General features: G+C 60.1%; 20 protein-coding genes. 1 reads left to right on the forward strand and 19 read right to left on the reverse strand.

Annotation, left to right across the window (positions count from 1 at the left end; all coding sequences use genetic code 11):
* Window positions 1-65: 65 nt before the first annotated feature.
* The 19 genes from GM668_RS18655 to gyrA all read right to left on the reverse strand — a co-directional run bounded on the left by GM668_RS18655 (window position 66) and on the right by gyrA (window position 19,171).
* Complete coding sequence (locus tag GM668_RS18655; RefSeq protein ID WP_211923417.1) at window positions 66-983, reverse strand: FAD:protein FMN transferase; 918 nt, start codon at window positions 981-983, stop codon at window positions 66-68.
* On the reverse strand, window positions 974-2,104 hold the full coding sequence (locus tag GM668_RS18660; protein WP_229499528.1) for a DUF3570 domain-containing protein: 1,131 nt from the start codon (window positions 2,102-2,104) through the stop codon (window positions 974-976). Before GM668_RS18660 ends, GM668_RS18655 begins: the two co-directional genes overlap by 10 nt.
* Before the next feature lie 3 nt (window positions 2,105-2,107).
* Window positions 2,108-2,347, reverse strand: coding sequence for a DUF4266 domain-containing protein (locus tag GM668_RS18665; protein ID WP_155440462.1), 240 nt, complete (start codon window positions 2,345-2,347; stop codon window positions 2,108-2,110).
* An 8-nt stretch (window positions 2,348-2,355) separates the two neighbouring features.
* Window positions 2,356-2,859 carry a TlpA family protein disulfide reductase gene (locus GM668_RS18670; protein WP_229499530.1) on the reverse strand — a complete coding sequence of 168 codons (504 nt, stop codon included), beginning with the start codon at window positions 2,857-2,859 and terminating at the stop codon, window positions 2,356-2,358.
* Entirely contained in the window at window positions 2,856-4,118 is a 1,263-nt protein-coding gene (locus tag GM668_RS18675) for a DUF4214 domain-containing protein (protein WP_155440463.1), read from the reverse strand. Before GM668_RS18675 ends, GM668_RS18670 begins: the two co-directional genes overlap by 4 nt.
* Window positions 4,119-4,273: 155 nt before the next feature.
* Window positions 4,274-4,615 (reverse strand): helix-hairpin-helix domain-containing protein, encoded by a 342-nt coding sequence (locus tag GM668_RS18680; protein ID WP_155440464.1) that lies wholly within the window; start codon window positions 4,613-4,615, stop codon window positions 4,274-4,276.
* A gap of 253 nt (window positions 4,616-4,868) precedes the next feature.
* Complete coding sequence (rfaE1, locus tag GM668_RS18685; RefSeq protein ID WP_155440465.1) at window positions 4,869-5,813, reverse strand: D-glycero-beta-D-manno-heptose-7-phosphate kinase; 945 nt, start codon at window positions 5,811-5,813, stop codon at window positions 4,869-4,871.
* Between the two features lie 8 nt (window positions 5,814-5,821).
* Window positions 5,822-6,997: a lipopolysaccharide assembly protein LapB gene (gene lapB, locus GM668_RS18690; RefSeq protein WP_155440466.1), complete on the reverse strand. Its 1,176-nt coding sequence runs from the start codon at window positions 6,995-6,997 to the stop codon at window positions 5,822-5,824.
* Window positions 6,998-7,003: 6 nt separating this feature from the next.
* Window positions 7,004-7,309: a LapA family protein gene (locus tag GM668_RS18695; protein WP_155440467.1), complete on the reverse strand. Its 306-nt coding sequence runs from the start codon at window positions 7,307-7,309 to the stop codon at window positions 7,004-7,006.
* Window positions 7,310-7,401: 92 nt separating this feature from the next.
* Window positions 7,402-7,707, reverse strand: a complete 306-nt coding sequence (locus GM668_RS18700) for an integration host factor subunit beta (RefSeq protein WP_154377329.1) — start codon at window positions 7,705-7,707, stop codon at window positions 7,402-7,404.
* A gap of 15 nt (window positions 7,708-7,722) precedes the next feature.
* Complete coding sequence (gene rpsA, locus GM668_RS18705) at window positions 7,723-9,399, reverse strand: 30S ribosomal protein S1 (protein ID WP_155440468.1); 1,677 nt, start codon at window positions 9,397-9,399, stop codon at window positions 7,723-7,725.
* Between the two features lie 107 nt (window positions 9,400-9,506).
* Window positions 9,507-10,175, reverse strand: coding sequence for a (d)CMP kinase (gene cmk / locus GM668_RS18710; RefSeq protein WP_155440469.1), 669 nt, complete (start codon window positions 10,173-10,175; stop codon window positions 9,507-9,509).
* A 130-nt stretch (window positions 10,176-10,305) separates the two neighbouring features.
* Window positions 10,306-11,628, reverse strand: coding sequence for a 3-phosphoshikimate 1-carboxyvinyltransferase (gene aroA / locus GM668_RS18715; RefSeq protein WP_155440470.1), 1,323 nt, complete (start codon window positions 11,626-11,628; stop codon window positions 10,306-10,308).
* Between the two features lie 8 nt (window positions 11,629-11,636).
* Window positions 11,637-12,545 (reverse strand): prephenate dehydrogenase, encoded by a 909-nt coding sequence (locus GM668_RS18720; RefSeq protein WP_155440471.1) that lies wholly within the window; start codon window positions 12,543-12,545, stop codon window positions 11,637-11,639.
* Window positions 12,542-13,654 (reverse strand): histidinol-phosphate transaminase, encoded by a 1,113-nt coding sequence (hisC, locus tag GM668_RS18725; protein ID WP_155440472.1) that lies wholly within the window; start codon window positions 13,652-13,654, stop codon window positions 12,542-12,544. The genes GM668_RS18720 and hisC overlap by 4 nt, the downstream gene beginning before the upstream one ends.
* A gap of 22 nt (window positions 13,655-13,676) precedes the next feature.
* Window positions 13,677-14,750: a prephenate dehydratase gene (gene pheA, locus GM668_RS18730; protein ID WP_155440473.1), complete on the reverse strand. Its 1,074-nt coding sequence runs from the start codon at window positions 14,748-14,750 to the stop codon at window positions 13,677-13,679.
* Between the two features lie 12 nt (window positions 14,751-14,762).
* Window positions 14,763-15,845: a 3-phosphoserine/phosphohydroxythreonine transaminase gene (gene serC / locus GM668_RS18735; RefSeq protein ID WP_170305703.1), complete on the reverse strand. Its 1,083-nt coding sequence runs from the start codon at window positions 15,843-15,845 to the stop codon at window positions 14,763-14,765.
* 24 nt (window positions 15,846-15,869) lie between these two features.
* Complete coding sequence (locus GM668_RS18740) at window positions 15,870-16,409, reverse strand: DUF2059 domain-containing protein (RefSeq protein ID WP_155440474.1); 540 nt, start codon at window positions 16,407-16,409, stop codon at window positions 15,870-15,872.
* A gap of 122 nt (window positions 16,410-16,531) precedes the next feature.
* Window positions 16,532-19,171 (reverse strand): DNA gyrase subunit A, encoded by a 2,640-nt coding sequence (gene gyrA, locus GM668_RS18745; RefSeq protein WP_155440475.1) that lies wholly within the window; start codon window positions 19,169-19,171, stop codon window positions 16,532-16,534.
* A gap of 446 nt (window positions 19,172-19,617) precedes the next feature.
* Here gyrA and ompA point away from each other — a divergent pair, with 446 nt between their 5' ends.
* Window positions 19,618-20,340, forward strand: coding sequence for an outer membrane protein OmpA (gene ompA, locus GM668_RS18750; protein ID WP_155440476.1), 723 nt, complete (start codon window positions 19,618-19,620; stop codon window positions 20,338-20,340).
* Window positions 20,341-20,427: the final 87 nt, after the last annotated feature.

The following is a 20,427-nucleotide window of genomic DNA, read 5'->3' on the forward strand; positions in this document are numbered from 1 at the left end:
CCTGCCGGCGGCACATCCGGTGATCATCGCATGGCCCGCCCGATGGACGGAAGCGTGGATTTGTATCAGCAAGTAGCATGGCTGTGCACTTGCCCTGCCGCATCGACAGCCAGGTAAGCGACTTCCATCGATGCCAGGAACGCCAGTGCATCTTCCCCCTTCAGCATGGCGATGGTGGCGCACGCGCCCGCCGCCGCAGTCAACGGCGCCAGCACGCTGACGGAGCGCCACGCCGTGGCGGGCCAGCCCGTGCGCGGGTCGAGGATGTGGCAATAACGCTTGCCTTCATGGTCAAAATAGCGCTCGTAGTCGCCCGACGTGCACAGCGCGCCGCCCGCCACGTCGATCGCGGCCACCGTGCCGTCGGCGTGGCGCGGATCCTGGATGGCAATGCGCCACGGCGTGCCGTCAAGCTGCGGCCCCAGCACGTGGAAGTCGCCGCCCAGGTTCACATACCCGTGCCGCACGCCCTGCTCCAGCAATGCCGAGGCCGCGCGGTCGGCCGCATATTCCTTGCCGAAGCCGCCGAAGTCCAGTTCCATGCCTGCTTGTGGCAGCCGCACGGTATGGACGCCAGCGGCGCGCTGGCGCTCCACCAGTTGCCAGCCCGTCAGCGCCAGCAGGGATTCCAGCTGGCCCGGCGCCGGCATGCGCGCCTGCTTGAAATCCCACGCCTTGCGCAATACGCCAGTCGTGATGTCAAACAAGCCGCCGCTCAGCATATGCAATTGCCCCGCATAGTGCAGCAGCGACGCGGTTTCATCGTCGACCACCACCGCATCGCCGCCCGCCGCGCTATTGATGGCGGTAACCACACTGTCGGCCCGGTAGCGCGAATATTTGACTTCGATGCGGTGCACTTCATCGATCGCGTGCTGCGCCAGTGCGCGCGCCTGTTCCTCGCTGGCGGCTGGCAGCAGCACCTGGCATGGACTGGCCATGGCGCGGAAATCCACCGTGTACATTGCCTGCGCTAGCGCCATTGCTTGCTCAAGCCCACTTGCCACGTTTGCGCATCGAAGCGGGACAGGCCGGGACTGCCGCTGCCGCCCCACCGCAAGCCGGCGGTCTGCCGGTAGCGCTCGGTTTTCACGTGCACGCTCCAGCCATCGCTGAAGCCATATGCGACTTTCAAGCCCACGGTGGCCGCGCCAAACGCCGCCATCCGCTGGTCTGCCGACATCAGCGCCGTCGTGCCAAACACATAGCCGGGCGGGAATGGCGCGCCGAAATTACTGTCATACACGGGGTCGAAATAAAAGTCCGCTTTCGATTGCGTGTACAGCCGCACGGCAGGCGTGACAGCCCAGCCGCCGGCCAGCGGCTTTTCCCATTCCGCACCCAGTGTATGGGCGCGGATGCCGAACGTGTCCGTGTACCAGCGGTAGCTGCTGCGCAGCGCTGAGCCATCGTTGAACGCGTGGTTCCAGCGCAGCAGCACACTAGTACTATCGCGCTCGCGGGGCCGGTTATCGACGAATTTGTAGGGATCTGAAAAATATCCGCGCCCCCGGCTGTGCGACAAATCCGCCTTCAGCACATCGCGCTGCGTCAGCACCTGCTCCACGGTGGCCATCCATTCAAACGTGTGGCGCCGCTCGCCCACCACGGTCTTCGTGACTGGCGAAATCACATCGTTGCTGACGCCGATGGCGAAGCCGCCTGTCGTATTGCGGTCTTCCGTGGCCAAGGTGCCGGACAGCGACAGCGCCCGGGAGTGGTAATCGTTTTCACCGGAATACGCCGCGCCCGCGCTGACGGTAGCGCGGCCCACATAGCGCGTCACGCGCACATCGGCGCCAGTACGCTCGTCGCTCATGCGCGAGGCGCCGGAAACCGATGTATGGTAGCGCGGCGTGGCGCCGGACAAATGGTCGCCCACGACGCCGGCTTCCAGCAGCCACTGGCCCGCGACGGGCAGCGCCACCGTGACAGACGGCGAACGCACAGTGATCCGGTCCATGCCGGGCTGGCTGTCTTGATAGTGCAGGTAATCGACGCTGATCGATGCTGCGTCGGGTATCGTTTCGGCTGCAGCTTGCAAGCCGGGCAGCGCCAGCGCGGCCAGCATCAGCGCCTGGGCGGGAGTAGTCGTTTGCGCCATGGTTCAATTGCACCCGCAGCCGCCGCCACCCACGCTGCCAGCACCGCTGGCCGCTTCGCGGCTGTCATACATGTGGGCCGCATAGCGGGCTTCATTGCGGTCGCGCTCAAAACGCATGTTCGGTTGCGCCAGCATGCCTTTTTCCCATGGCGCCACGGGCTTGACGAACTCCGCCGCGCCGCAGCCGGACAGCAGCACCGCGATGATTCCTGCCGCCAGCGCGGCTTTTCCAGTGTTATACATCCGTACTCCTATTGAAGTTGCAGTGCCGCCTTGATTTGCGCATCCAGCGCAGCTTCATCGGCTTCATTGAATCCCGCGTGCAGCCATAACAGCTTGCCGTCGCGGCCCACCAGTGCGCTGCTGGGCATGCCCTTGATACCGTAGGCGCGGGGCGTCGCGCCAGCCTGATCATACGCGATGGCAAACGCCGCAGGGACTTTGGCGAGGAAATCCGCCGCATCGCCGCGCCTGGCATCGACATTGATGGCCACGACCTGCAAGCCTTGGCCGCCATAGCGCTGCTGCAAGCTGTTCATCCACGGGAACGACTTGCGGCATGGCCCACACCACGATGCCCAGAAATCCACGTACACGACTTTGCCCTTGTAGGCGTCGAGGCTGATGCGGCCTGTATCGCCAGGCAAATCAAATGCAGGCGCAGCAGCGCCTGCCGCCGGTGCAGCCATGGCCACAGGCGCAAGCGCGGCAATCAATGCAGCCATGGCGCCCTGTACCACGCGGCGCGCCATCATTGCGGCGTCCCCGCGGCAAACCATGCCGCCAGCGTATTACGCTCCGCCTGCGTCATGCCGGTGGCATTCCCGAATGGCATGCGTTGCGTATCCACGGCTTCCGATTTGATCAGCGCAGCCTGGGCGCGGATTTGCGCTTCCGTATCAAAGCTGATGCCGGCCTGCGCCGTGTTATAGCCGGGGAAAGTCGTGTGCGCCGAATGGCATCCGACGCAGCGCTGCGTGATGATGGCTTGCACTTGCGGGAACAGTTTCGGTTGCTGCGGTACCGGTTTCGACGCGACGAACACGCCGCTGGTCTTGGCTGCCGCATTGGCCCACGTGCCGGTCGCCACGCCGGTCGCCGCGTTGATCGACCCCTTCAAGGTCAATGCCTGGCCATTGCCGCCATAATCCATTTCAAAGCGCCCGCTGGCCGCCAGCTGCGCCGAGCCGCCCACATCCACGTTCGGGCCATTGATGTGGCCGCCAGCCTGCACCACACCGCTGCTGTTGACGATGATGGTGAGGTTGCCGGTATCGCCGCCGCTCAGGCTGCCGTTGTATTGCGCCACATAATCCGCCACGGGTTTCGATGGCAGACTGCTGCCCCAGGGCAGATATTCAATCCCATTCGCAATGGCGGGCGCCACCAGTCCCTTGTTTTCTTCGCTTTCGCTGAAGTACCCCAGCACGTCTACCCGGTTGGTGGCGCCACGGTTCAGCACATCGAGCCAGTAATCCAGCCCGGCCTTTTCCGGTGCGCGCTGCAGAATATTGTTATACAGCTTGGTGACATAGTCGAGGTTGGTAGGGTTGGCGCCATACCGTAACGCGAATTCCTCGCTCGTAATAAAGTTGGCAGCCACGTCGCGCTGCGCGACACCGTTATCCATTTGGGCGATCCAGAATCCCAGGCCGGGCAAGTCTGGTTTGCGGTTGAATGCAGCCTGGTAGATCCGGTACACCAGGGCGGCATTGCCCTGGATATCCAATGCAATGGCGCTGTCGGCAAAGCGCAGCCGGGAGCCGGCCGCTACTTGCGTGGACTGGCCCGTCACGATGTCGGTGACGGCAAAACCGCTGGCATTGGCTACGACAGTATATTGGCTGGCATTGCCGCTGAAGGTGATAAAGGCGGGCGCGTCGCCCTGCCGTACCGGCGCCCCTTGCATGGCCCTGGGCGCCCCTCCTTGCTTGCTGGCCGGCGTGGACTGGTCGCCGCCGCAAGCGGCCAGCACCAGCATGAATAACATCGAACTGCGACGGAATGCGCGCATAGCAATCCCCTATCTGCATGTGGAGTTGATCTTATCGTATGTCTGCGGAAACTGTTCCAGCAGACCCGTGATTCATGCGTCAATACCAAGTCACGGGGATTAGGTTCAAAAAAAAACCGCCAGGCGCGCTGGCGGCTTTTCCACGGCTTGCTGAGTTACTTGTTCTTGGCGGCGCCCGATGCCTTGGCGGTCTGCTTGCCTTCCATTGGTTTTGCTGCCGCCCCCTCCTTGGATTTGCCATTGACGACCAGGCCCGCTTCCGACAATTTCTTCGCATTCTTTTCACCGATCCCCTTCACGCGGCGTTCCAGGTCGGCCCAGTCTTTGAATTCACCGCCTTTGCTGCGCTCGTCGAGGATCAGCTTGGACTTGGCGGGGCCGATACCCCGCACGCTGTCCAGCGCTGCCGCATCGGCTTTATTCACGTCCACCTCGGCAAACGCCATCCCCATTGCCAATACCATCGTCGAGACCGCCAGCAACAGTTTTTTCAACATGACTTCCTCCGTTTTCATGGATGCAAGACCTGGAACGCGCCTTGTCACTGCCCAACGCATGAGGAGCGGGTGCGATGACGTTGCAATGTTGACGCTGCTCAAACGGCGACGAAGCGGTCAAAAAAAACCCGCCACGAGGGCGGGTTGTGAGGTGCAGCGAACGCTGCGAGGGAGGTGCGGTGCGGACACCGCAAAAGCATTGGACCATGCCAACTACCCTGCGCAATTGCGTCAAATCAATGAATAAGCAGACTCAGCCGAACAATTCTTCGCGCGTCACCGTTGCCGTCCCCAGCTTGCCCACGACAATGCCGCCGGCGCGGTTGGCCGTCTGCACGGCTTCTTCCCAGCCCGCGCCGGCGCCCAGCATGGCGGCCATCGTGGCAATCACGGTATCGCCCGCGCCGGAGACGTCGAACACTTCGCGTGCATCGGCGGGCGTGTGGAACACGGCTTTTTCCGTGTACAAGGTCATGCCCTCTTCCGAACGGGTCAGCAGCAAGGCATCGAGCTTCAGCGACGCGCGCAAGTTTTGCGCTTTGGTGGTCAACTGTTCTTCATTGCTCCAGCCGCCTGCAATGTGGCGGAATTCCGAACGGTTGGGCGTCAGCACGGTGGCGCCGGTATAGCGGGTGAAATCGTCGCCTTTCGGATCGACCATGACGACTTTGCCGGCCGCGCGGCCCGCCGCCACCATGTCGGCCACGTTGACCAGGCTGCCCTTTGCATAGTCGGACAAGATAATCACGTCATAATCGGCCAGCAGCGCCTTGTATTGCATCAGCTTGTTGTGCAGTACGGCGTCGCTGGGCGGCTCTTCGAAATCGATGCGCAGCATTTGCTGCTGGTGGCCGATCACCCGCAATTTAATGATGGTGGAAATGGCTTCATCGCGCTTTAAGTAGCTGTGGATGCCGCCGCTGTGCAGCAATTGCTCCACTTCCGTGCCCGCCTCGTCATTGCCGACCACGCCCAGCAAGCCGGCCTGCACACCCAGTGCGCCGGCATTCCTCGCCACGTTGGCGGCGCCACCGAGGCGCGCTTCGCGCTTGGCGATGCGCACGATGGGCACCGGCGCTTCCGGCGAAATGCGGTTGACGTCGCCGAACCAGTAGCGGTCCAGCATGACGTCGCCGACCACGAGGATGCGGACCTTATCCAGTGCCGGCGCTTGATACTTGATTACCGAAGTCGTCATGGCAGCCTTTAATTCATTACGTTCAATTCTTCCGTACGGCGCGGCGGGTAGGTTTCCCACTTGCTGCAGCCTGGGCAATGCCAGTAATACTGGCGCGCTTTGAAGCCGCAATGGCCGCACTGGTAGCGGGCCAGCTTTTGCGTATAGCCGTGCACCAGCCCCTTCACCATCGACAGTTCCGACAACAGTGCCGCCGGTGCATCGACCATGCGCGCTTCCAGCAATTTGTCGAGGCCCAGCAGCGTCGGCGTGCGGCGCAATTCTTCCGACACCAGCTGCTTGGCCGCTTCCACGCCATCGAGTTCGATGACGGCTTTAAAGACCACTTCCAGCAGATCGATCGACGACGCCTGTTCCAGGTACGACTTCAGCAAGCTGACGCCTTCTTGCGGGCGGCCCACCTTGCGGTAGCCATCCATCAAACGCGTGGCCACCAGCGCCACGTGCGGCACGCTTTGCTGTTCCACCTTGCGCCAGCTGGCCAATGCAGCTTCCACATCGCCCTGCGCGTTGAGCACGTCGCCCACGAGGATATTGGCGCGTACGCTGGTGCGGTCAGCCTGCAGCGCATCTTCCAGCAATTTCATGGCTTCGTCGTAGTGCATGCGCACCAGCGCGTCCTGGGCCATTTCGCAATAAAACTGCGAGATTTCCTTTTGACGCACGCCAGCGCCGGCTTCCTGCAAGCCATTCGCTTCATCGATGGCGCGGCGCCACTCTTTTTCACGCTGGAAGATTTCCAGCAGCGCGCGGCGCGCCTGCACGCCATATGAACTGTCGACCAGGCGCTTAAAGGTTTCTTCAGCGCGGTCCAGCAAGCCCGCTTTCAGGTAATCCATGCCCAGTTCATATTCCGCGTGGGCTTTTTGCTCGGCCGGCAAATCAGGGCGGGACAGCAAATTCTGGTGCACGCGGATGGCGCGCTCGGTTTCGCCGCGGCGGCGGAACAGGTTGCCCAGCGCGAAGTGCATGTCGGCAGTTTCCGGATCCAGGCGCACGATTTCAATGAACGCGTCGATTGCCTTGTCCGGCTGGTCATTCAACAGGTGGTTGAGGCCCTTGAAATACCCGTTCGGCAAAGTGCGCGATTCGGATACCAGCTGGCGGATATCGACCCGCGCAGCCACCCAGCCCAGGGCGAAGAAAATGGGCATGCCCAGCAGCCACCAGAGTTCAAATTCCATAGGGTTTTACTGTTGTGCGTTGACACTGTCAGGCTGCGGCTGTGCATTGACTTTCAATGCAGTCGATTGCAGCGCAGCGATCGTGGTTTTTAATTTGTTTGCTTCGCGGCGGTAGCGGAAGACGGTGGGAGTCAGCGCGAGGATACCCAGCGCTGCGCCGGCGGTAAAAAAGCCCAGCAACAGCAGCACCAATGGGCCGCGCAATTCGTAATTCAGGAACATCACCAGGTTAACTTCCTGGGTGTTCTTCAAGGCAAAGCCGAAGAACAGGACAAACAGGATAATACCGACTACGGTGGAAACTATTTTCATAGGCCCTGTTACCTCATCAAAAAAAAACGGCATCCACGGACGCCGTTTTTGTGCCGGAACTCACACGAGTCCCGGCGACCGTTCCAGATGCTTCAGTCCTCGATGATCGGTTGCCCGACCATCGCGTCGACCCGTTCGCGCAACTGTTTGCCCGGCTTGAAGTGCGGGACGCGCTTTTCAGGCACCATCACTTTGTCGCCAGACTTCGGGTTGCGCCCGATACGGGGCGGCCTGCTATTCAAAGCAAAGCTGCCGAAACCGCGGATCTCGATACGCTGGCCGCTCGACAGAGCATTGGTCATCGCATCGAGGATCGTCTTGACCGCGAATTCCGCATCTTTCGCCACCAGCTGAGGATAACGCTCAGCCAGGCGATTGATCAACTCGGACTTAGTCATCTATATACCGGTTTATTAGTTCTTGTTGTCGAACTTGGCCTTCAGCAGTGCGCCCAGGCTGGTGGTGCCCGAAGCAGCGCTGTTGTCAGCGGCGATCTTCTGCATGGCTTCAGCGGTATCAGCGCTGTCCTTGGCTTTGATCGACAACTGGATCGAACGTGCTTTGCGGTCGATGTTGATCACCAGGGCTTCAACCGAATCACCAACTTTCAGGTGGGTGCCGGCATCTTCCACGCGGTCGCGGGAGATTTCCGAAGCGCGCAGGTAGCCTTCAACTTCTTCCGACAGCTGGATCACGGCGCCTTTTGGCTCAACCGATTTCACGGTGCCGGTTACCAGCGAGCCTTTGTCGTTCAGGGCTGCGAAGTTGTTGAATGGGTCGCCTTCCAGTTGCTTAACGCCCAGGGAAACGCGCTCACGCTCAACGTCGATGGCCAGAACAACGGCTTCCAGCTCGTCACCTTTCTTGAACTTGCGAACAGCTTCTTCGCCAGCTTCGGTCCAGGACAGGTCGGACAGGTGTACCAGGCCGTCGATGTTGCCAGCCAGGCCGATGAACACGCCGAAGTCGGTGATCGACTTGATCGCGCCTTTAACCTTGTCACCCTTCTTGTGGGTCACACCGAAGTCGTCCCATGGGTTGGCTTTGCACTGTTTCATGCCCAGCGAAATACGACGACGCTCTTCGTCGATTTCCAGAACCATCACTTCAACTTCGTCGCCCAGCTGGACAACTTTGTTTGGAGCGACGTTCTTGTTGGTCCAGTCCATTTCGGAAACGTGAACCAGGCCTTCGATGCCTTGTTCCACTTCCACGAACGCGCCGTAGTCGGTCAGGTTCGTGACTTTACCGAACAGGCGGGTGCCTTGTGGGTAACGACGGGACAGACCGGTCCATGGGTCGTCGCCCAGCTGCTTCACGCCCAGCGAAACACGGTTCTTCTCTTGATCGTATTTCAGGACTTTTGCGGTGATCTCTTGGCCAACCGTCAGCACTTCCGACGGGTGACGCACACGGCGCCATGCCAGGTCGGTGATGTGCAGCAGGCCGTCGATGCCGCCCAGGTCCACGAACGCGCCGTAGTCGGTGATGTTCTTCACAACGCCGGTCACCACGGTGCCTTCTTTCAGCGTTTCCATCAGTTTCTGACGCTCTTCGCCCATCGATGCTTCGATGACAGCGCGGCGGGACAGAACGACGTTGTTACGCTTGCGGTCCAGCTTGATAACTTTGAACTCGAGGGTCTTGCCTTCGAATGGGGTGGTGTCTTTGACTGGACGGGTGTCTACCAGCGAGCCCGGCAGGAATGCGCGGATGCCGTTGGTCAGAACGGTCAGGCCGCCCTTGACTTTGCCATTGACGGTACCGACGACGATTTCGCCGGATTCCATTGCTTTTTCCAGAGCCAGCCACGAAGCCAGACGCTTGGCTTTGTCGCGCGACAGGATGGTATCGCCGAAACCATTTTCCAGCGATTCGATGGCCACGGAAACGAAGTCGCCTACTTTGACTTCCAGTTCGCCTTGGTCATTTTTGAATTCTTCAACAGGAATGAAAGCTTCCGATTTCAGGCCGGCGTTAACGATCACGAAGTTGTGATCCAGACGCACGACTTCAGCGGAGATCACCTCGCCAGAGCGCATATCTTGACGCGACAACGACTCTTCGAAGAGGGCTGCAAAACTTTCCATTTATATATTTCCAGGTTAGCCAGTAAGGCCCGCACAATGCGGCTTCAACTGGGTTAAGGGTTAATCAATGTAGCCGTAGCACTCATCAGAGCGTGCCCGGCCGCCTTTCATTTCCCGACGGCCGCATACCACTGCAACACTTGCGCCACCGCGGTTTCCACGGTCATTTCGGAAGTATCGAGGACATGCGCCCCCTCTGCGGGGACCAGCGGAGCAATGGCCCGGTTCGTATCCCGGTCGTCGCGTGCCTTCAAATCCATCAGGAGGTCTTCCATATTAGCAGGAATTCCCTTACCTATCAATTGCTTATAGCGGCGCTCCGCGCGCGCTGCCACAGAAGCCGTCAAAAACACCTTTAATGTTGCATGTGGGAAAATAACTGTCCCCATGTCGCGGCCGTCCGCCACCAGGCCCGGCGTCTTGCGGAAACCCAGCTGCAAGCCATACAAAGCCGTCCGTACGGTCGGGAACGCAGCGATTTTCGATGCAGTATTACCAACTTCTTCCTGGCGGATCGCATCCGTCACGTTTTCGTGCGCAAGGAAAATGGCGTCGCCGGTAAAGCTGATGTTCAAGTGCTCGGCCAGCTTGGCCAGCGCGTGCTCGTCATTGAGCGGGGTGCCGCGGCGCAGCGCTTGCAGGGCCGTCAGGCGGTACAGCGCGCCAGAGTCCAGCAAGTGAAAACCAAGGTGTTCTGCGACTTTGTGGGCGACAGTCCCTTTGCCGGAAGCGGTGGGACCATCAATGGTGATGACAGGAATTGGGTGGGTCGACATTTAACGGCAAGCAGATAGCAAACGCGTAACTTAACCCAGTTGGGCGATTCCCGCAAATGTAAGAGCTGCGAGGAAATATTGCTTTTCCCTTTGGTGCCTGGCACCGAGGGGAAAAGCAACGGTTGGGCGCTTACTTTGCGATGGCCGCAAACGCCGCGAAATACTCGGGGAACGTCTTGGCCACGCACTTCGGATCATTGATGCGCATAGTGTTGCCATTGCGCAACTTACCGTTCAGCGAGGCCAGCGAGAAGCACATGGCCATGCGGTGGTCGTCATACGTATCGATGGCGGCCGTGCCGATCTGCGCCGGCGGCGTGACTTTCAGGTAGTCCGGGCCTTCTTCAATGATGGCGCCGACTTTGCGCAATTCCGTCGCCATGGCGGCAATCCGGTCGGTTTCCTTCACGCGCCAGCTGGCGATGTTGCGCAGCGTCGTCGTGCCGTCGGCAAACAGCGCGGCGACAGCAATCGTCATGGCCGCATCCGGGATATGGTTGAAGTCCATATCGACCGCTTTCAACGGCGCGTCAGCCGACGCTTCGATCCAGTTGTCGCCCATCGTGATCTTCGCGCCCATTTGCTGCAAGGCTTCCGCAAAGCGCACGTCGCCCTGGATCGACTGGCTGCCCACGCCTTCCACGCGCACCGGGCCGCCCGAAATCGCACCGGCCGCCAGGAAATACGACGCGGACGATGCATCGCCTTCCACGTGGATCACGCCTGGGCTCTGGTATTGCTGGCCCGCGCGGATCGTAAATGCCTGCCAGCCATCCTGCTCGACTTGTACGCCAAAGCGGCGCATCAGGTTCAGCGTGATTTCAATGTAGGGCTTGGAAATCAGTTCGCCCACCACGGCGATGGTGATGTCGTGCGTGCGCGCCATCAGCGGCGCGACCATCAGCAGCGCCGTCAGGAACTGGCTCGACACATCGCCGCGCACGGACAGGCGCGATTGCGTGAACTGGCCCGCGTGGATGTGCAATGGCGGATACCCCTTGTTGCCGGTGTAGTCAATCTTCGCCCCCACGTCATTCAACGCATCGACCAGATCGCCAATCGGGCGCTCGTGCATGCGCGGCACGCCATGCACCGTGTATTCACCGCCAATTACGGCCAGCGCCGCCGTCAGCGGACGGATCGCCGTGCCGGCATTGCCCATGAACAGGTCCGCCGTGCGGTTCGGGAACGAACCGGCGCCGCCCTGCACCGTGTGCACGGTATGGCTGCCGTCCTGCTTCTCATCCCACGCTATGCCCAGCGAACGCAGCGCGTTCAGCATCACGTGCGTATCGTCGGACGCCAGCAGGTCGATGACTTCGGTCGTGCCTTGCGCCAGCGCGGCCAGCAGCAAGATACGGTTGGAAATGCTTTTCGACCCAGGCAGGCGCACCGTGCCTTGGGCGCGGGCGGCGGGTTGCAAATCTATGTATTCCGGGTACTGCGTGCTCATGCTCTATCCTATTCTGCCAAATCTTTGGGTGGCGGCGCTTCCGCCGTTTCAATGGCGGCGATCCACCGTTCGCGCGCTTCGCGCGCATTGCTGTACACGGCTTCCAGTCCCTTGCCGTCGCCGGCCGCCAGTTGTGCGCGCACTGCCGCCAGTTGCGCCATGTACGCGTCGAGCTCCGCCAACAGTGCTTCCTGGTTGGCCAGGCTGATGTCACGCCACATTTCCGGCGATGAACCGGCAATGCGGGTGAAATCGCGGAAACCGCTGGCCGCGTACTGGAACAGTAAATCCGCGTGCGGCTTGCGAGCGATATCATCGACCAGCGCAAAAGCCAGCAAGTGCGGCAAATGGCTGACCGACGCGAATACTTTATCGTGTTCCTGCGGCGACAGGCGGTGAATGATGGCGCCGCACAGGCGCCATGCTTCAGCCACCCGTTCCACATCGGCTGCACTGTTTTCCGGTACAGGCGTCAGCACGACTTTTTTGCCGCGGTACAGGTCGGGGATGGCCGCATCGGGGCCATTGGTTTCACGTCCGGCAATCGGGTGGCCCGGCACGAACTGGCTGATACGGCTGCCCAATACTTTGCGGGCGGCTTCCGTCACATCGGTCTTGGTGCTGCCGGCGTCCGTGACCACGGTATGCGGCTCCAGGTGCGGCAACAGCGACGACAGGATAGGCCCTGTCTGCGCTACAGGCGCCGCCAGCAGCACCAGGTCGGCGCCTTTGACAGCTTCGGCGACGTCGTCGCCGATGGCATCGATAATGCCCAATTCCCTGGCGCGTTCCAGCGATGTGCGGGAACGGCCCAGTCCAACAACCGTGCGCACCGCGCCAGCCTGCTTCAGCGCCCGCGCAAACGAGCCGCCGATCAGGCCGACGCCGGAAATCACGACTTTGTCGAACTTCGTCATGCTTCACCCAGCGCCTTTTGCAAGGCCGCGATCAGCACGGCATTTTCCTGCGGCAGGCCGATGGAAATGCGCAGCCACTCAGGCAAGCCATAATTGCCAACCGGGCGCACGATCACGCCCTGCTTCAGCAGCGCCAGGTTGACGCGGGCGCCCGCTTGCGGATCTTCGCCGACTTTCACCAGCACGAAGTTGCCGTACGATGGCACGTATTCCAGGTTCATTTGCTCGAACGCTTCGACGAATTGTTCATAGCCGGCCGCGTTGTTGCGGGCGCCCTTTTCAAGGAATGCCGCATCATTCAGCGCGGCAATCGCGGCAGCTTGCGCCAGCGAGTTCACGTTGAATGGCTGGCGCACGCGGTTCATCAAGTCCGTCAGCTTGGGCTGCGCAATCGAGAAGCCCACGCGCAAGCCGGCCAGGCCATACGCCTTGGAGAACGTGCGCGACACCAGCAAGTTCGGGTATTGCTTGACCCACGCGGCGGAATCATACTGGTCTTCCGGCTTCAGGTATTCGTTGTACGCTTCATCGAGCACGACGACCACATTGGCCGGCACTTTTTTCAGGAACGCTTCAATTTGCGGGCCCGGGATGAACGTGCCGGTCGGGTTATTGGGGTTGGCAATGAACACCAGTTTGGTCTCGCCATCGATGGCAGCCAGCATGGCGTCCAGGTCATGGCCGTAATCCTTGGCCGGCACCACGATGTGGCGCGCGCCCAAACCTTGCGTTGCCAGCGCATACACGGCAAACGAATACTGCGCATAGACTATGCCCTCGCTTCGCTGGACGAAGGCTTTGGCCGCCAGTTCCAGGATATCGTTGGAGCCATTGCCCAGCGTGATCCAGTCAGCCGGCACGTCATAGCGCTTGGACAGCGCAGCTTTCAATTCAAAGCCGTTGGCATCCGGGTAGCGGCCCAATTCCGCAGCGGCAGCCGCCATGGCGTCCTTGGCGGAATCCGGCACGCCGAACGGGTTTTCATTGGACGCCAGTTTGACGATATTGGCTTCATCGAGGCCGAACTCGCGCGCCACTTCAGAGATAGGCTTGCCCGCCTGGTATGGGGCGATGGCGCGGACGTAATCAGGACCGAATTCTTTCGACATGTATTAAAACCTTTGAAATGCTTTACGTGAGACTGACTGGATAAGAACCCAGCAACTTGAAGAACGCCGCTTCGTCCTTCAATTCCGCCATGGCCTTGGCAACGGACTCGTTGTGGATATGGCCTTCCACGTCGACATAGAAATAGTATTCCCACGTCCCCATGCGGGCCGGACGCGATTCAAAGCGCGTCATCGACACGCCGTGTTTCGCCAGCGGCGCCAGCAACTGGTACACGGCGCCCGCCTTGTTCGGCACGGCCAGGACGATGGATGTCTGGTCTTTACCGGACGGCAGCGTCTGCAACTGGCCAATGATGGCAAAGCGCGTGCGGTTGTGCGGGTCGTCCTGGATGTGCGGCTTGACGACGCCCAGCTTGTAGCGGGTGCCGGCAATTTCACTGGCAATGGCCGCCATGGCCGGATCGTCGCCCGCCATGCGCGCCGCTTCCGCGTTGGACGCCACGGCGCGGCGCTCGATGTTCGGGTAATTCTGGTTCAGCCACACCTGGCATTGCGCCAGCGCCTGCGAATGCGCGCAAATGACTTTGACGCCATCCATCGAACCGGTCTTGGACATCAGGCTGTGATGCACGGGAATCGCCACTTCGCCGGAAATCAGCAGCGTGGTTTGCAGCATCAAGTCCAACGTGCGGTTGATCGCGCCTTCGGACGAATTTTCCACCGGCACCACGCCAAATTCCGCCGTTCCCGCCTCGGTGGCGCGGAACACTTCATCGATCGACGCGCACGGCAAGCCTTCCACGGCGGTGCCGAATTGCTGGTATACGGCTTGTTCGCTGAACGTGCCGGCCGGGCCCAGGTACGCCACCGTCACGCGCTTTTCCAGCGCGCGGCAAGCCGACATGATTTCGCGGAAGATGGTTTGCACGTCAAACGACACCATCGGGCCAGGGTTGCGCTCGGCCACGCCGCGCAGCACTTGCGCTTCACGCTCAGGGCGGAACACGGGCGCATTGGTTTCAGCTTTGACGTGCCCGACTTCCTGCGCGACCTTGGCGCGCTCATTCAGCAGGGTCAATATCTGCGCGTCGATCGCATCGATCTTTTCGCGCAGCGGTTTTAATTTATCAGTCATGTTCAGCCGGGACTAGCGTCCCGCAAATTCGTTGAGGTAATCGACAAGGGCTTGGACACCCTCGATTGGCATCGCGTTATAGATCGATGCACGCATACCGCCGACGGACTTGTGGCCCTTCAGTTGCAGCAGGCCGCGCGCTTTGGCGCCGGCCAGGAATGCTTCATTCTTGCTTTCGTCGCGCAGGTAGAACGGTACGTTCATGCGCGAGCGGTATTCAGGTTGCACACGATTCTGGTAAAAATCGTCCGCGTCGAGCGCCGCGTATAGCAGCTTGGCTTTTTCAATGTTGCGGCGTTCCATCTCGGCCACGCCGCCCTGGCGCTTGAGCCACTGGAACACCAGGCCGGCAATATAAATGCCGTAGGTGGGCGGCGTGTTGTACATCGATTCATTGTCCGCCACGTTTTTAAAGTCAAACGCGGACGGGCAGTATGGCAGCGCCTTGCCGATCAAGTCATCGCGCACGATGACGACGGTGACGCCTGCCGGGCCGATATTTTTCTGCGCGCCGCCGAAGATCAATCCGTATTTCGACACATCGACCGGGCGCGACAAAATGTGCGACGACATATCGGCCACCAGCACGGTATCGCCCTGCACTTCCGGCACGAAGCCGATTTCCACGCCATCGATGGTTTCGTTGGTGCACAGGTGCAGGTACGATGCGCCCGGCGTCAGTTTCCATTCCGATTGCGGCGGCACGAAGGTATAGCCATTGTCCTTGGCGGATGCCGCGACATGGACGTTCGCGTAACGCGCTGCTTCCTTGATGGACTTCGACGACCACGAACCGGTCTGCACGAAGTCGATGGTGGCGCCTTCCTTGCCCACGAGGTTCATCGGGATCACGGCGTTTTGCGACAAGCCGCCGCCCTGCATGAACAGGATCTTGTAGTTATCCGGCACCGCCAGCAGCTCGCGCAAATCACGCTCGGCCTGGCGGTAAATCGAAATAAATTCCGGGCCGCGGTGGCTCATTTCCATGACGGACATCCCGCTGCCATGCCAGTCCAGCATTTCAGCGGCGGCTTGCGCCAGCACTTCTTTCGGTAAAACGGCTGGGCCGGCGGAGAAGTTATAGATGTTCGTCACTGACTCAATTCCTTTAAAAAAGTGTTACTTGCCCAGCTCAGCGGCCATGCCTTCAATCATCTTGGCCATGCGCGGCAGGACAACCTTCTGGCTGGCTTGCATGGATTCCTGCATCAGCTGCGGCATCTTGGTCAGCATCTTAGCGCCGACCGGGCTGCGGTAAAACGCGATGACCTGCTTCATCTCGTCTTCAGTGAAGTTGCGCGCATAGATGGCCACGGTTTCCGCTTCCAGCTCTTCCAGCATTTTTGAATCGCTGAGGGTTTTATTCATGGCAGCCACCGTACTTGGCAGCGTCTTTTCCATGTCAGCCAGAGCCTTGCGCGCCTGCTCGGGACTCAGTTTCTTGCTGTCGATGGCAACTTGCATCATCTGGCGCATCATGCCTGGCAACTGCTGCGACATTTGCTGCAACGACGCCTGCGTCACGGCGCGCATATTCATCACGGCCATCAATTCTTTGGCAGCGGCAACCGTCTTGTCATTTGCCCCGGTATCGGCCGCATACACGGATGCGGCGGGAACCGCCAGCGCCAGTACGGCAGCTGCAATCAATTTCTTCATCAACTTTTCCTTATGCAAAAAGAAACAGGGCCAGCATCATTGTCGCATTAATCTGCGTCAATGACACCGGCCCTGTTATATAAGCTACTTCTAAGCTTATACCTCAGCCGAGTAAGCCCGGCTTACTCCGCTGCTGGCTCCGCTGGCGCTTCCGCAGCGTCGCCGCCTTCGCCTTCCGTTTCATCGATATCCGATTCCACGATACGCTGCAGGCCCGACAGGCTGGTGCCATCTTCCACGGCAATCAGGGTCACACCCTGCGTTGCGCGGCCCATTTCGCGGATTTCCGCGACGCGGGTACGGATCAGCACGCCACCGGTCGTGATCAGCATGATTTCATCGGTCGGGGTCACCAGGGTAGCGGCAACCACTTTACCGTTACGCTCCGACGTCTGGATCGCGATCATGCCCTTGGTGCCGCGGCCGTGGCGCGTGTATTCCGTGATCGGCGTACGCTTGCCATAACCGTTTTCCGTTGCAGTCAGCACCGACTGCTGTTCGTTTTCAGCGACCAGCAGCGCAATCACGTTCTGGCCTTCGTCCAGGTTCATGCCGCGCACGCCGCGCGCCGTACGGCCCATCGGACGCACGTCGTTTTCATCGAAGCGCACGGCTTTGCCGGCATCCGAGAACAGCATCACGTCATGCTTGCCGTCGGTCAGCGCCGCGCCGATCAGGAAGTCGCCTTCATCCAGGTCAACGGCAATGATGCCGGCCTTGCGTGGATTGCTGAAGTCTTTCAGCGGCGTCTTTTTCACGGTGCCCAGGCTGGTGGACATGAACACGTAGTGATCTTCCGGGAACGTGCGGTTTTCGCCGGACAGCGGCAGCACCACGGTGATCTTTTCGTTTTCCTGCAGCGGGAACATGTTGACGATCGGCTTGCCGCGCGACGTGCGCGAGCCTTGCGGCACTTCCCACACCTTCAGCCAGTACATGCGGCCACGGTTCGAGAAGCACAGGATGTAATCGTGCGTGTTGGCGATGAACAGCTGGTCGATCCAGTCTTCATCCTTGGTCGCCATGGCCTGCTTGCCGCGGCCGCCGCGCTTCTGTGCGCGGTATTCGGAAATCGGCTGGGCTTTCATATAACCCATGTGCGACAGCGTCACCACCATGTCTTGCGGCGTGATGAGGTCTTCGGTTTCCAGTTCGGACGCGTTGTGCTCGATATTGGAACGGCGTGCATCTTTTTCGCCGTATTCATTCTTGCACAGCACCATTTCGTCGTGAATGATGGCCGTGACGCGGGCCGGCTTGGCCAGGATGTCCAGCAAGTCGGCGATTTGCGCCATCACGTCTTTGTATTCGTTGACGATCTTGTCCTGTTCCAGGCCGGTCAGGCGCTGCAGGCGCATTTGCAGGATTTCCTGCGCCTGGTCGTCGGACAGCTTGTACAGGCCGTCGGATTGCAAGCCGTAATGCTTCGGCAAGTGTTCCGGACGGAAGGCATCGGCGCCCGCCTGGCCTTCTTCACCCGTACGCGCCAGCATTTCGCGCACCAGCGACGAATCCCAGGCACGCGCCATCAGTTCGGTTTTTGCCAGCGGCGGCGTTGGCGCGGCCTTGATGATGGCAATGAAGTCATCGATGTTGGCCAGCGCAACGGCCAAACCTTCCAGCACGTGGCCGCGTTCGCGCGCCTTGCGCAGTTCGAACACGGTACGGCGCGTCACCACTTCGCGGCGATGCGACAGGAAGGTCGACAGCATGTCCTTCAAGTTCATCAGCTTCGGCTGGCCATCGACCAGCGCCACCATGTTCATGCCGAACGTGTCTTGCAGCTGGGTCTGCTTGTACAGGTTGTTCAGCACGACTTCCGGCACTTCGCCACGCTTCAGCTCGATGACCACGCGCATGCCCGACTTGTCGGACTCGTCGCGGATGTCGGAAATCCCTTCGAGCTTCTTGTCGCGCACGTTTTCAGCAATGCGCTCCAGCAGCGACTTCTTGTTGACTTGATATGGCAGCTCATCAACGATGATGGCGGTACGGCCGCCTTCTTTGCCAAACTCCTCGAAGTGGGTCTTGGCGCGCATGACGACGCGGCCACGGCCCGTGCGGTAACCGTCGCGCACACCGGACACGCCATAAATCGTGCCGCCGGTCGGGAAGTCAGGCGCCGGGATCAGTTCGATCAATTCATCGATCGTGCAATCCGGATTGGCCAGCACGTGCAGTGCGCCATCGATGACTTCCGTAATGTTGTGCGGAGGAATATTGGTCGCCATACCCACCGCGATACCGGACGAACCGTTAATCAGCAGGTTAGGGATACGGGTCGGCAATACAGTCGGCTCTTTTTCCTTGCCGTCATAGTTCGGCGCGAAGTCGACCGTGTCTTTATCGATGTCCGCCAGCATTTCGCCGGCGATCTTGTCCAGGCGGCACTCCGTGTAACGCATCGCCGCCGCGTTGTCGCCGTCGATGGAACCAAAGTTGCCCTGGCCGTCCACCAGCATGTAACGCAGCGAAAAGTCCTGCGCCATACGCACCAGCGTGTCGTAAATCGACGCGTCGCCGTGCGGGTGGTACTTACCCATGACTTCACCCACGACACGGGCGCATTTCACGTAAGGACGGTTCCACACGTTGTTCAGTTCGTGCATCCCGAACAGGACGCGGCGGTGTACCGGCTTCAGGCCGTCGCGCGCATCCGGCAAGGCACGGCCCACGATCACGCTCATGGCGTAATCGAGGTAGCTCTTGCGCATCTCTTCTTCGAGGGAAATTGGGATTGTTTCTTTTGCGAATTGATCCATTGGCGGGTCGTCTGTTCTTTGCTGAGGTTGGCTTATCTGACGCGGGCCTGGCGAGGATGCCTGGCCGCGCTCAAAGACAAGCGTACGATTTTAGCATGCGCGCCCGCCCTACCGCGAGATTCCGCACCGTGGAGGGGCTGCTTATTACTGCACCGGGTGGATGAAAGCAAGGATGCGAGTCACGAACTTGAAATATTTCCTATTTATTATCGCGGAATACGTATAAATACCGTTGCATAAACACAACATTTTGGTAAGATGCGTACCGGATTCATTTTGGACCGTTCGTATTCTTTTTCGTCCCCTATGGCAAAATGGACGAGAAGTTAATTGATAGTTTCGCAATCGGGAACCGGCGCGACGCAGGGGCGTATGGTAGGATGCGCCCAGTTAATACAACGTTGCGCAGTTTTTACTGCGGATAACACCCCGAAAGGAAGAAAAATATGAAAAAAATCATCGCCTCGCTGTTCGCAGTGTCTGCTGTGATCGCTGGTAGCGCTTCCGCGCAACAGCCAACGCAGCCTCCATTCGCGCCAGTCACCACCGACATCAAGGCACCGACGCCGAAGAGCGCCTACGTGCAAGATGCACGCGGCATCATCGCCCGTGACCCGTTCGGCCTGTGCTGGCGCACTGGCTACTGGACCCCGGCTGACGCGGTGCCAGGCTGCGACCTGCCGATCTGCGTCGAGCCAGAGAAGCTGGAAAACGGCAAGTGCGTAGCGCCTCCGCCGCCACCAGCACCGGCTCCAGCACCGGCGCCGGCCCCAGCGCCAGCACCGAAAGCGGCAGCCCCAGCGCCAACGTCGGAAAAAGTCAGCTTCGCTGCTGACGCGTTCTTCGACTTCGACAAAGCCGTGCTGAAGCCAGAAGGCAAAGCCAAGCTGGACGACCTGTCGTCGAAACTGGGCGGCATCAACCTGGAAGTCATCATCGCTGTTGGCCACACCGACTCCGTGGGCACCGATGAGTACAACCAGAAGCTGTCGGTACGCCGCTCGGAAGCTGTGAAAGCTTACCTGGTATCGAAAGGCGTTGAAGCCAACCGCGTGTACACCGAAGGCAAAGGCGAGAAGCAGCCTGTGGACGACAACAAGACCGCTGCTGGCCGCGCTAAAAACCGCCGCGTTGAAATCGAAGTGGTGGGTACCCGCGCCGTTAAGTAATACGCCTAAGCGTAATACGTAAGCAACATTCAACCGCCCGGCTTAGCCGGGCGGTTTTTTTTGTCCAAAACATCTGCGTTTCATGTG

This window comes from Pseudoduganella ginsengisoli (assembly GCF_009720865.1).
In the GTDB taxonomy this organism is placed as follows: domain Bacteria; phylum Pseudomonadota; class Gammaproteobacteria; order Burkholderiales; family Burkholderiaceae_D; genus Rugamonas; species Rugamonas ginsengisoli.